Source organism: Alteromonas sp. LOR, assembly GCF_000753865.1.
Classification (GTDB): domain Bacteria; phylum Pseudomonadota; class Gammaproteobacteria; order Enterobacterales; family Alteromonadaceae; genus Alteromonas.
In genome coordinates, this window is the sequence record NZ_JQFW01000050.1 from 77,286 (window position 1) to 90,326 (window position 13,041).

Genomic DNA, 13,041 nt, shown 5'->3' on the forward strand with positions numbered 1-13,041 from the left:
TTTTGCCTGCAATAGGGTTTACCCTACATATACATTTCTAAGATAGTGAGCAGCTCTTCGCCATCAACAGGTTTAGACACGTAGTTATTAAAGCCCGCTTTCAGTGCTTTTACGCGGTCAGAAGTATACGCATACGCCGTCAGCGCCACTGCATTAAGTGACGATATTTGCGAAAACTCACTAGAGCGAATTTTCAGCACTAGCCCCAGCCCGTCGAGTTCTGGCATACCAATGTCAGATAACACAAGGTCAAACGCTTCCGGCATTTCATTAATCTCTTTCCACGCAAGTAGGCCGTTTTTCACCACGTTAACCCGCGCCCCGTTCGACTCTAAAAAGAGTTTGATAAAGTCTCTGGCATCCTTTTCATCTTCGGCAACTAAAATCCGCAAACCGTTTAGTCGAAGCGAAGGAGACAAGTCGCTTATTTCGCTGTTCCTCACCTCAATAATCTCATCGAATACATTTAGCGGTGCTATGGGTAGCGATACAAAAAAGGTGGTGCCAGTATCAAGACCATCGCTTTCTGCGTAAATTTCCCCGCCGTGCATTTCAACAAGGCTTTTCACAATAGAAAGACCTAGCCCAAGCCCATTCTTGTTGTGCTCGTTTTTGCCTTGATAGAAGCGCTCAAACACGTGAGAGATTTGCTCACGGGTCATGCCCTTTCCGTTGTCTTTTACTTTGAACAGGTAATTCGAATGTTCCCGTCTACCTTTAATATGAACCGTACCGCCTTTTGATGTAAATTTTAAAGCATTGCTCAACAGGTTATTGATTACCTGCTTAATACGTAAATTATCACCGAGTATTTGCGTATGTTCATCATCACAATTAATAGATAGCTGAATATTTTTGCCTGCGAATCCGGCTTCAAACGACTTAGCCACCTCTGCAATAGAATGAGTGATCTTTAACGAGTGAGTGGATAGTTTCATCGTTCCCGAGATTATCCGCGACAAGTCGAGAATATCGTTAATCAGTGCCGCTTGCGTAGACGCCGCGCGCTTGATAACACCTAAGGCATCTTTCATCCTATCGACGTTATCCACGTCCATCAGCGCCAGATCGGTCCAGCCTACAATCGAATTAAGTGGCGAGCGTAACTCGTGAGAAATACTGGCTAAAAACTGGTCCTTTGCCTTATCAAGCTCTTCGAGTTTGCTAATTTGTTGATCAAGAGACGATTTTAAACTCAGCGCATAGGGAATAAATAAGTGGTCAAATCCTTCAATAATTAACTTATCGTCTTCGGTCCAATCCACCGATTCATCTGCCACACTTTGTAAGTAAAGCTCGAAAGAGTTGCGCGGCGTTAATGATTTAAGCTTATCCTGTTTCGCGGCATCACGACCAGCCCAACGAATAGTTTTGTCCCGTTGCTCCCTAAACCACACTGTGTAATAGCCAAGCTTTGCAGACACGCATGATATATACATACCTCGAATGCTGTTGAGGTTGCACGAGTCTGTCACCTGCTCTGCCAGCCTATTTAACGTAATGGACTGCTCGGAGTTAGGCGTGGCAAATTTCTCTAGCAGTTTCATTACCGTAGATTCTGAGGGGGTTTTGCCTACAAAATAATTACTTGATGGTGTTATCACCGCCATGCCGCATGAATCCGCAACCTGCAGTAATTCTTTCTCTTTCTCTCCTATCACATCGAGCGGGTTTGAATAAGAGGTTAGCTGGTGAACAATGCTATTCAATGAACGCTGACGATTTTGGAAATGCTCCTTTTTTTCATGAAGCGTTTTTGTATGTAGCTGCCATGCATAAAGATGCCCGAGTGATTCACACACCAGGCGTTTCTTCTGATCGACATAAATAGGCTGCTTGCTATGACAAGCTATTAGGCCCCACAGCTTGCCTTCAAATACCAGAGATACCGAAAACGATGAACGCACACCCATATTTTTAAGATAGGTAATATGAGTAGGAGAAACCGAGCGCACCATAGACATAGAAAGGTCAAGTGGCGGACGCTCAGATTCTTCAATACGAGGCAACAATGGAATTGCTGCTTCGTTAACATCGAACACGCAGCGCACGCGATTCAATAAATAAAGCGCTCTGGCCTGCTGTGGGATATCTGACGCTGGAAATTTGAGGCCCTTAAACGATTTACTTCCCGATTCAGTGGCCTCTCCGATGACTTCACCACAATAGTCATCGTCGAATTGATAAACCATAACGGCATCAAACCCCACATAGTCTTGAAAATATCGCGCTATGCTATCTGCCACGTCGCTTATGGAATCGCGATCATCCACATCGGGCAGTAGTGCACGCAAGTCCATATCCATGGGTACCCACTGCTGCGCTGCTTCATAACTTAACTGTGGCGTGGGTTCTAATTCAATGACCAATAAGCCGTTAGATTCATAAGCAACGCCACTGCCTTCTTTTTCCCAGTCTTCTAGCCAGAGCGCGTTTTCTGCAAAATTCCACTGATAAGCGTGACGAACGTTGCCACCTTTTACGGCTTCAAAGATGGTTTTGAAGGTATGAGCTTCTGGGTTTGGAATGGTAAAAAGCTCAGTAATAAGCGTTTTACCTGGAACAATGTCTACTTTGAAAAGTTCGCCAATGTTACTGCTTACAACTTGAATGGTTTTATCTGCCGGATTAAGGGCTATCACGTAACCGAAACTTTGAACACTTTCGATAAGGTGAATGGGTTCGTCTGCACAATTCTCGTTTAATTGTGGCGAAGCTTGACTCATAGTGGAAACCTTTTTCTGATACGCCACTATCTAGCAAGAGATGAGGCGTCATTCAGGCGCAACATCATGAAAGCGCCTGAAAATAACTAATTCGATATGGTAAAGGTTCTAACGCCAATAATCACTTTTTCGCTTATTTTTTAATGAAAAAAACCACGTAAGCACTAAAAACGTAGATGAACTGACTTTTCACCAAGGCTGTAAGTTAAATTCTAGACCGTTTTAAGAATATGCAAGCAGTAGTGCTTACAAGGCATAAGCCCGTTGTTATAAGAACGAACGTATGTGCAGGAAGCATTGAAAACGTGCGACCTAAATAAGCAACTAAGTAAGCGCCTGCGGCAGCGCCAGTTAAATGAAAAAAACCCACCAATGCGGCCAAAAAGCCTGCTGATTTTGCTGAAAAGCTCAGCATAATAGTGACACTGCACGGCATAGCAATACCAGTAAAAAAGAAAGTGGCATAGCTGTAGGCGAGCATCACAACTAAACCGTCAAGATTTAGGAGAAATGTGAGCGCACTAATGAGTACTGACAAACTCAGTATGGCAACAGTCGAAAGCCTAAACTTTAGTAAGCTAGACAACTTAGAAAGCCGAATATTGAGTATGCTACCTGCAACAAAGGCGAGAGTTGCGAGCAGTGAATAAATAGAGAAAAGCGTTTTGCTCAACCCATGCTGCTCCATAATCATCGACGGTGCGATAGTGATGAAACAAAACACAATGCCATAGAGTAATCCGCTTGCTACGCCCATCAAGATAATCGGCGCGCTACTCTTTTTAATCAACCTGAAGGTTTCACCTAAAACGTTAGGTGAAACCGCCGGACTGTGACGGGAAATAGTCTCAGATGCGATTAAAAGAAGTAATAACGCTGCGCCCGCTATTGTTAGAACGAAATAGAAAATAGCAGACACGCCTAGTTGCTCTCCAATTACAGTACCTAGTAACGGAGCAATCGCAGGCGCAATGGCAAAGGCTATGTTGGTAATAGAGAGTGATGCACTAAGTTGCTTTTCATTAAATATTTGCCTTGATAAGCCCCGTGACACCGACACTCCAACGCCTCCGCCAAGCCCTTGCACAATTCGACCTAAAAGAAAGCCGCTGTCTGAATTAGCCAATGCAACCAAAAGAGTGCCGCACATAAACACTGAAATTCCACATAACAGAAAAAGGCGTTTATTTATGTAATCGCAGAGAATACCAGACAGCAACTGTGAACCTGAAAAAGCGATAAGAAAGATAGCCACACTTTTTTCAATAAGGCTAACGTTACTGTTGTAGGTATGGGCTAGGTCGTGAAAGAAAGGAGTATAGATACTAGTGGAAACCTGCCCCAGTACAGACAGTAATGTGAACGTACTTATTACCAAGTAAAAGTGGTACCGGGAAAGAGTCAATGTCATGTAGAGATACCAAAAAGCACTGAAACGTCCTTAGTAATAGCTTACCTCTCCCGTATGACAATTTAACTATCACTCCTGAGCCATTGAGTTCTTGGGCGTAGTGAAGCGAAGCGGCGTATTTATGAAACCATATTAATGTCAAAAAAGATTGATCTGCATCAAATAGAATATTAAACTTTCAGTAATTTCTGAAACTTCAATAGGCACACAAAATGAAGATGACACCTTTAATCACATCAGCAGTAATGCACTTTGGTGAAATGGGAAGTCGATGGGGCTTTAACAGAACTGTAGGACAGATTTTGGCTCTTATTGTGTTAAACGAAGAACCTATTTCAGCACAAGAAATTGCTGATGCGCTGAATATCTCCCGCGGAAATACCAGCATGGGGTTGAAGGAACTTCAGTCGTGGAGACTCGTCAAACAGCATTTAGTGCCTGGTGAACGCAAAGAGTTCTTTATTCCTGCAGGCGATATTTGGACGTTGGCCAATCGAGTTTTTGAAGAACGAAGAAAGCGCGAAATAGACCCAACTCTAAGCCTGCTTCGAGACCTACTGCTCGATGAGCCTGCAAACGGCACGGAAGCCGGTGCACAAAATAAGCTTAATGAAATACACGATTTATTGGAATCAATTACGGCATGGTCTGAAGAGCTACAAAACCTTGGACCAGAAAAACTTAATACGCTGATGAAACTCGGTTCTGGCGTAGGCCGTATGCTAGACCTTAAGGATAAGATTTTACCGGGTAAAAACAGCGTTAATTAAGGAGACGTTCTGTGGATGCATTCTTGTTGTCTCGATTACAGTTTGCTTTAAATATCAGTTTTCATATTCTATTTCCCACTATTACCATGGCTATGGGGTGGTTTCTTTTCTACTTTAAAATGCGCTCTAACATATCTGGTCACCCTGTATGGATGCGTATGTACCGATTTTGGGTACGGGTTTTCGCGCTAAGCTTCGCCCTAGGTGTAGTAAGCGGTGTAACCATGTCTTTTCAGTTTGGCACAAACTGGCCTGGTTTTATGGAAAAAGTGGGTAATGTCGCTGGCCCATTATTGGGGTATGAAGTACTCACCGCCTTTTTCTTAGAAGCCACGTTCTTAGGTATTATGCTATTTGGTATTCGCCGAGTCCCTAATTGGCTGCATACCACTTCCACACTTATTGTCGCCCTTGGCACCACAACCTCTGCGTTTTGGATCTTAGCGCTGAATAGTTGGATGCAGACACCACAAGGGTTTGAGGTAGTTGACGGTGTGGTTTACGCCACCAATTGGAAAGAAATAATATTCAATCCGTCGTTCCCCTATCGCTTTGTTCACATGATGTTGGCATCGGGATTAACGGCAAGCTTTTTAATCGCCGGTCTATCAGCCTACAGAATGCTAAAAGGTGACGATAAACTTGCGCCTAAGCTTGCCCTTAAAACGGCTACTTACACAGCGGCCGTGCTGATACCGCTACAGATTTTTGCAGGCGACATGCATGGGCTTAACACCCTCGAGCATCAGCCGCAGAAAGTAGCCGCTATGGAAGGTCTGTGGGAAACCACTGAGGGCGCGCCGCTACTCTTGTTTGCTATACCGGATGAGGAAGGCAGAGAAAACCACTTCGAAATTCCCATTCCCTATGCAGCCAGCTTAATTCTTACCCACGAATTAAAAGGCGAGATAAAAGGCCTCAATGAGTTTAAGGGGGAGCATCCTCCAGTTGCGCCCGTATTTTACGGCTTCAGGGTAATGGTAGGCATGGGCATGTTAATGCTGGCAGTGTCTTGGTTAGGCAGTATTTACTTAATGCGTAACCGTTCATTCCCGGTGTGGTTAAAACGTACTTTTGCTGGTATGGCATTTAGCGGTTGGGTAGCAACCCTTGCAGGCTGGTATGTTACAGAGATAGGCAGACAGCCTTATCTTGTTAGCGGCGTCTTAAAAACCACTGACGCAGTAACACAACTACCACCCAGCAATATCGCGATATCGTTTACTCTGTACGCTGTTATCTACAGCGGGCTACTTATCGCCTACATCGGCACCCTAATGCTGATGTGTCGCCGAGCAGTTGAGATTGAAGAAATCACCACCGAGGAACGCGAGATCGCAAAAGCGAAAATGAGCCCTAATAACAACCCAGTCACTGTGTAAGGAGTCACTATGTTTGAACATGTTTCACCTGAAATGCTCGGTAATATCTATGTGGGTTTATTGGGCTTGTCGGTTTTACTTTATGCCATATTAGACGGCTACGACTTGGGTGTGGGCGTACTGATACCGCCTCGCACCGAAGCCTTTAGAGACGACATGATAGCCTCTATTGGCCCATACTGGGATGCCAATGAAACTTGGTTAGTACTCGCAGTAGGCCTGTTACTTATTGCCTTCCCTGAAGCGCACAGCGAAGTACTGCAAACTCTGTATTTGCCGGCAACCTTTATGTTGCTAGGGCTTATTTTACGGGGCGTTGCCTTCGACTTTCGCGCAAAGGTAGTACAAGTAAATAAGCGTAAATGGGACCTAGTGTTTAAGTATGGCTCTTTGCTTACTACCCTAGCCCAAGGCTACATGCTAGGTATTTATGTAACTGGCCTTCGCACCGATTTGTGGGCACAAGCGTTTGCCGTATTAGCAGCACTGGGTGTAACAGCGGCATACGCGTTTATTGGCTCGTGCTGGCTTATCTTAAAGTCGGAAGGTGAATTGCAGCAAAAAGCATATTACTGGGCAAAACGAGGGTTAGGGATATTAGCGCTGGGTATTGTGTCGGTGAGTATTGCCAATCTATCTCTGCATGAAGAGGTGCGCGACTTATGGCTATCGGCTCCGTGGGGAGTCATGCTATTTGCCATTCCGGTTACCTGCTTTGCGCTGTTAACACTGTGTGGGGTGCTGCTTAAAAAGCTTCCCCATAGTGATGGTAAAGGAGAATGGCTACCGTTCTTCATCGCATTGTTAGTCTTTCTACTGTGCTTTACTGCGTTTGCCATTAGTTATTACCCGTTCATTATTCCGGGGCAAATGATGATATCTGACGCGCTAAGTGATGCCAGTTCACTCCGGTTTTTATTAGTTGGCGTGGTGGTGGTAGTCCCTGTTATCTTGGCTTACACCGTAATGGTTTACAAAATCTTCTCAGGAAAGTCAGAGAAACTGTCTTACTACTAACTAGAGCGTGTGCTGGCATAAGAAGGCATTAAAGAGAAGCGGAGCAAGCTTACAAGCTTCAACTTTATCAAATCGAACCAAGGGGTCTATTCGATAGGCCCCTTTGCGTTTTTGTTTTATATGTTTTTGTTTTGTATGCTCAAGCGCTATGTGTTTTTGCAGTATATGTTTTTGGCGCTATAAGTTTTTTGCCTAAAATGCCTGTTGCATGGTAGAGCTTCACACACTATAAATGTGTGAGAGGAACCGCAGTGGTATATTTAATTTGCTCCATAGCAAAACTTGAGGTGACGTCTGAAAAGGCGATACCGCTTACCAGCCGTTTATAAAAGTGGTCGAAACAGGCCATGTCGGTTACCAGCACTTTTAACAAATAATCATATTCCCCCGACATACGATAGCACTCCACCACTTCATCAAAAGATGATGCATGCTGCGAGAAGGTCGACAACCATTTTCCATCGTGATTACCCGCTTTAACTTGCACAAACACGGTCATGGTAAGGCCCAGTGTTTGTGCCTGCAGTAACGCTACTCGTCGAGAGATAATGCCGCTTGCTTCTAACTTTTGTATTCTGCGCCAGCAAGGTGTGGAGGTTAACCCCACTTGCTCAGCTATTTGTGCAACAGGCGTTTCTGAATCTTGCTGTAAAATACTCAAGATGGTGCGATCGATAGCATCAATGTTAGTGTTTTTCATACATTACATATTGTCATTTTGTTGCTTCTCTAACTACGCCTTTAAAAGCACGATTAAAAGCTTGGCTTTATTTCGGCTTCAATCTCGGTTCTACTCTAGGCACTAATCTCGGCTTTAACTTGGCTGATAAGCTAAGCGCAGCGTAAGGCCGTAGGCCACTGCAATGCTAATTACAGCCACCACGGCTGAGCAAAATTAATATTCTTTTCAGCTAATTCATACTGATACGGCGGGGTAAACGGCGTCCAAAAACCGTCGGCAAGCCCCTTATCGAGGATGGTAAATTTACCCGATTGCTCATAGTTTTTAAGCATTTTGTAATAGGCACCAACGGGTAACTGTGGGTTAGACTGGCGAAACACGACCTTGCCGCCATAGGTGTTGTACATATGCTTTTCTGCTAGAAAAATCATAACTTGGCGCTTTGCAACATCGTCGCTAATGCCATCTTCACTGGCGCTACCCGCAAATTTAGTTTTAAATTTTTCTACCAACGCTGCATCAACAGCGAGCTTATTTTGTACGACGTAGTCGTCTAGCACCCCTTCAATAATAAGTTCTGACAATTTTGTTAGGCTGGCAAGTGCCACCATGGCATTTTGTTCTTCACTGCTACTCGCTTGAGAGGCCATTTCAGCTAAAACCTCGTCATCTGGGGTAATATCTTTTGCAGTGATAGGCTTATCAAAAAGCGTGGCTACTACAGCCGATGGCTCATCATCACTCGACTCACTGTTTTGCGCCGATTCAGATAAGGAGTCAGACGCTGACGGAGATGCTAATGCAGACGTTGGTGCAGATGCTAGTGTAGACGCAGATACTATTACAGACCCTGATGAAGGTGCTAATACAGTTCCTTCGGCAGCAGTGGCCGTACCTAAAACTAAAGCTAGACTCAATAAAGCGCCCACCGCCGTAGTTCTCCCTACACCTCTTTTGAGTCTTGTCATATTAGAGAATGAGAAAAGTTGCGAGCCAACCATACGAATAATCATAAGAATACCCTAATAACCAAATGTGAAAATATAAGCAAAACGAGGCGTTTGTCGGTTTGTTTGTACTCTAGAGATAACCAGCACAACAAAACCAACACTAATAGGTTTAGTAGAACACTTTACACAAGGAAATAGCAATACATAGCAAGCAATGCAGAGTGTGAATTTTGGTTAACGAGAGCGTTTTCTTGAAATTGGAAAATTAAGTTTTGTGTTTAGCGTGGCGATTAGAACAAGCACGATTTACACAATGCCGAACAACGAGATTGCCGGTGGAGGTAAAAGTAAAGCGGAAAGAAAAATGGCGGTCAAATTGACCGCCATTTTTGAATTTCTTAGATAGCTTGCACGTTAGCAGCTTGAAGACCTTTTTGACCTTCTTCAACTTCAAATTCTACGCGCTGACCTTCTGGAAGAGTTTTGTAACCTTCAGAGATAATTGCACGGAAATGAACGAAAACGTCCTTGCCGCCATTATCTTGAGTAAGAAAACCATAACCTTTATCAGCGTTAAACCACTTAACGGTGCCTGTAACTTTAGACATGTCGTATAGACCTCAAATATCGTAATAAATTGCGCAAAAAAGCGCGTGTAACTGTGTTTCTGTTGGTCTTTAAATTGGCGGAGTATTGAGGCTTACTTACGAATGGACTAACAACAAACACAAATTACTGAGTAACTCGAGCAGTTTTTACTTGTAGCAACATATAGCAAATAATACAAATCTCGTCTATTTAAAGACTCTGGCAAACAGCCATTGCCACTATAACACTCTTGGGAACAATTAACATACTAATTAATGGGTTATTAACCAGATTCATAAAAAGTTCATTATTGCTTTGCCGTTATTGCCGACTATTTCGCCAAGACAAGAACCAAAAAACAGTGCCAATAACACCGCTAAATGCCGGGAAATACCACGAAATGCCGTAAATTGGCAGGATAGCGGCAAGTAGAATAAATGTACCACCAACCACACTTAAGTGAGTGGTCTGAGTAGTTCTTTTCTGTTCTTGAAGAAGCGCTGCGGACGCCTTTTGCTGCTGTAGCGGCATCCGTTTTATATGCTGTAAACTGTCGTAAAGTAAGTCTGGCATCTCGGGCAATTTTTCTGACCAAAACGGCAAGTTGGCTTTCACCTTCCCCATCATGGCAGAAAATCCAATCTGCTCTTTCATCCAGTTTTCTAAAAACGGTTTCGCGGTTTTCCACAAGTCTAGCTGCGGATATAACTGCCTTCCCAACCCTTCCACATACAGCAAAGTCTTCTGCAACAGCACCAGCTGGGGCTGCACCACCATGTCGAAACGGCGGGCTGTATTAAATAGCTGCAGCAGTACGTTACCAAATGAGATCTCAGCTAGCGGCTTTTGAAATATAGGCTCGCATACAGTTCTAATGGCCATTTCAAATTCATCGATGTTGGTGTCTTGAGGTACCCAACCAGAATCGGCGTGAAGTTGCGCTACTTTGCGATAGTCTCGATTAAAAAAGGCGATAAAGTTCTCGGCCAAGTAGCGCTTATCTTCTTTATTTAAGGTACCTACAATGCCGAAGTCGATAGCGATATATTTGGGGTTATCTGGGTGTTCGGTGGAAACAAAAATGTTACCCGGGTGCATGTCTGCATGAAAAAAGCTGTCGCGAAACACCTGGGTGAAGAATACTTCTACACCGCGCTCTGCTAACTTTTTTAAATTAGTATTTTGCGCAATTAACGCATCGATATTCGAAATGGGAATACCGTAAATTCGCTCCATAACAAGCACATTATGACGACAGTAGTCACTGTATATTTTAGGTACGTATAGGGCATCAGAGCCCTCAAAGTTGGTGCCCAACTGAATACCGTTAGCCGATTCACGCAGTAAATCAAGCTCATCCACGATAGTCTTACGATACTCCACCACCACTTCAACCGGGCGCAAGCGCCTGCCATCGGGTAGCCAGCGTTGAATAATATTGGCAAAACTAAACAACAGCTCCATGTCTGCCACTATCGTATCGCGAATATCAGGGCGCAGTACTTTTACCACCACGTCTTCGTTATTTGCCTTTAATTTTGCTGCATGCACCTGCGCGATAGACGCTGATGCTAAAGGCTCTTCTTCAAATTCACTAAACAGTTCGCTCAGTTCGTTTAGGCCTAAAGAGGACTTGATTATTGCCTGGGCCGCTTGTGAAGGAAAAGGCGGCACTTTATCTTGTAACCGCGCCAGTTCATTGGCAATAGAAGGCGCAAGCAAGTCTCGGCGTGTTGACAGCATCTGGCCAAACTTAATGAATACAGGCCCTAAGCTTTGTAGCGCAAGCGTAATTCGCTCGCCTTGGGATTTACCTTTGTGCTTGTTGCGCACCCAAAAGATACTGTGGCGCAATAGCCTTGCGTACCAAGGTAACCACTTTGCAGGAATTAGTTCGTCGAGGCCGTGTTCTAGCAGCACTCGATTAATTTGATACAGCCTAACAATTCGCATGCAAGTCTCTTATTTAAGTCGTTCTTCTAAATCACGTAGCCTGGCATCTAAGCGCTCTGTGCTATCTCGCAACGCACTGACTTCATCGCTAAAATGCATAACCGCGAGCTTATGTGCAGCCAACTTTTTTTCTTCCACTAAGGCATTGCCAAACACATCACCCATATTGGCAAGCATCGACATGGATTTTTCATGAAAAGCTTTTACCGTTTTCATCGACTGATGGGCAAAAACGTCATTTGTTCTAATAGCAATTAGTTCTTCTACATCTATGTCGAGATTTTGAAACAGACTGCTTACCTGCTGCGCCACGTTTAACTCACCTTCTAAATACAGCGCTTTTTGCTGAATAAGGCGAGTTAATTGGCTGGTTTCTTTTAGCGCTGGCAATGTATCGAGTGAGGTTTTAATGCAGCAGTCTTTGGCACCTAACTGCGCCTTTACCTCTTCAAAACCACCATGCTCTATCAACACATCAACCTTGTCGGAAAAAACCAGGGTAATGCCAAATGGAATAGGAGATAAAAACGCTGTCATCCGCGAACCGTCAAGGGCGTTAAGCCTCGCCTTACTGTCGCTATCCAGCGCTAGCAGTTTATTGATAGAAGCCTCTAGCGTAGCCGCAAAAAGTGCAGATGCAGGCATTAAAATTTATAACCTCGGTGAAGCGCTACAATACCGCCCGTCAAGTTCTGGTAGTCGCACTGCTCAAACCCGGCTTCTTCAAACATGCCTTTCAAGGTGTCTTGATCTGGGTGCATGCGAATACTTTCAGCTAGGTACTGATAACTCTCTGCATCATTCGCGACCAATTGCCCCATCTTGGGAAGTAAGTGAAATGAATACATGTCGTAAAGCTTACTGAGCTGCTCAGATGTTGGTTTAGAAAACTCTAACACCAATAAGCGGCCGCCAGGCTTTAGCACGCGGTAAATTGAATTAAGCGCGTTTTGTTTTTCCGTCACATTTCGCAAACCAAATGCCATGGTAACCACATCAAAGTGGTTGTCGGGAAATGGCAGTGCTTCTGCATCAGCTTGAACGTAGTCGATATTGCTGACAAGCCCGCGATCACGCAGCTTATCTCGACCTACCTGAAGCATGGATAAATTAATATCAGCAAGGGTTACGCGGCCAGTAGGGCCAACTAAGCGAGAAAATTTAGCAGTTAGGTCGCCAGTGCCACCTGCAATGTCGAGCACCTTATTGCCCGCGCGCACACCTGAACAATCAATAGTGAATCGCTTCCATAAACGATGAACGCCCATGGACATCAGATCGTTCATTACATCGTATTTCGCTGCGACAGAATCGAAAACGTTGGCAACCAAAGACGCCTTTTTTTCTTTCTCTACTTGCTTAAAACCGAAGTGCGTCTTTTGATCTGTAGCTTGCTCTGCCGTTTGTTCCACATCGTTTTCTAGCACGTGCTCTTCAGAAAGAGAGTGCTCGGATGAAGAGTGCACATCACCCGCTGATGAGGTCTGATTGTCGCTCATAACGTTCCTATTGCTAACTGTATTTCACAAAGCTGAAGTGTATAGGATTGTGAGGGTAAGCTA

At 44.3% G+C, this 13,041-nt stretch carries 11 protein-coding genes; 3 read left to right on the plus strand and 8 right to left on the minus strand.

Annotation, left to right across the window (positions count from 1 at the left end; translation table 11 throughout):
- Nucleotides 1–23: 23 nt before the first annotated feature.
- Nucleotides 24–2,726, minus strand: coding sequence for an ATP-binding protein (locus tag JV36_RS0115035; RefSeq protein ID WP_032094908.1), 2,703 nt, complete (start codon nt 2,724–2,726; stop codon nt 24–26).
- A 205-nt stretch (nt 2,727–2,931) separates the two neighbouring features.
- Nucleotides 2,932–4,137 carry an MFS transporter gene (locus JV36_RS0115040; RefSeq protein WP_032094909.1) on the minus strand — a complete coding sequence of 402 codons (1,206 nt, stop codon included), beginning with the start codon at nt 4,135–4,137 and terminating at the stop codon, nt 2,932–2,934.
- A 212-nt stretch (nt 4,138–4,349) separates the two neighbouring features.
- On the opposite strand from JV36_RS0115040, the gene JV36_RS0115045 reads away from it, so the two are divergent.
- The 3 genes from JV36_RS0115045 to JV36_RS0115055 are packed head-to-tail and all read left to right on the plus strand — an operon-like array spanning nt 4,350 to nt 7,306.
- A complete protein-coding gene (locus JV36_RS0115045; RefSeq protein WP_032094910.1) occupies nt 4,350–4,907 on the plus strand; it encodes a GbsR/MarR family transcriptional regulator in 558 nt (185 codons plus the stop codon).
- A gap of 11 nt (nt 4,908–4,918) precedes the next feature.
- Entirely contained in the window at nt 4,919–6,289 is a 1,371-nt protein-coding gene (locus JV36_RS0115050; protein WP_032094911.1) for a cytochrome ubiquinol oxidase subunit I, read from the plus strand.
- A 9-nt stretch (nt 6,290–6,298) separates the two neighbouring features.
- A complete protein-coding gene (locus tag JV36_RS0115055; RefSeq protein WP_032094912.1) occupies nt 6,299–7,306 on the plus strand; it encodes a cytochrome d ubiquinol oxidase subunit II in 1,008 nt (335 codons plus the stop codon).
- 226 nt (nt 7,307–7,532) lie between these two features.
- On the opposite strand, the gene JV36_RS0115060 is transcribed toward JV36_RS0115055, so the two are convergent.
- From JV36_RS0115060 to ubiE, 6 genes are all read right to left on the minus strand, one after another.
- A complete protein-coding gene (locus JV36_RS0115060) occupies nt 7,533–8,006 on the minus strand; it encodes an Lrp/AsnC family transcriptional regulator (RefSeq protein ID WP_200883163.1) in 474 nt (157 codons plus the stop codon).
- 170 nt (nt 8,007–8,176) lie between these two features.
- Entirely contained in the window at nt 8,177–9,001 is an 825-nt protein-coding gene (locus JV36_RS19290) for a hypothetical protein (RefSeq protein ID WP_052010059.1), read from the minus strand.
- A 335-nt stretch (nt 9,002–9,336) separates the two neighbouring features.
- The gene (cspE, locus tag JV36_RS0115070) at nt 9,337–9,546 is read right to left on the minus strand and encodes a transcription antiterminator/RNA stability regulator CspE (RefSeq protein WP_032094913.1); all 210 of its coding nucleotides are present in this window, start codon (nt 9,544–9,546) and stop codon (nt 9,337–9,339) included.
- A gap of 301 nt (nt 9,547–9,847) precedes the next feature.
- Nucleotides 9,848–11,479: a ubiquinone biosynthesis regulatory protein kinase UbiB gene (gene ubiB / locus JV36_RS0115075; protein WP_032094914.1), complete on the minus strand. Its 1,632-nt coding sequence runs from the start codon at nt 11,477–11,479 to the stop codon at nt 9,848–9,850.
- A gap of 9 nt (nt 11,480–11,488) precedes the next feature.
- The gene (locus tag JV36_RS0115080; RefSeq protein WP_032094915.1) at nt 11,489–12,124 is read right to left on the minus strand and encodes a ubiquinone biosynthesis accessory factor UbiJ; all 636 of its coding nucleotides are present in this window, start codon (nt 12,122–12,124) and stop codon (nt 11,489–11,491) included.
- Nucleotides 12,124–12,978 carry a bifunctional demethylmenaquinone methyltransferase/2-methoxy-6-polyprenyl-1,4-benzoquinol methylase UbiE gene (gene ubiE / locus JV36_RS0115085; RefSeq protein WP_235207861.1) on the minus strand — a complete coding sequence of 285 codons (855 nt, stop codon included), beginning with the start codon at nt 12,976–12,978 and terminating at the stop codon, nt 12,124–12,126. The genes JV36_RS0115080 and ubiE overlap by 1 nt, the downstream gene beginning before the upstream one ends.
- Nucleotides 12,979–13,041: the final 63 nt, after the last annotated feature.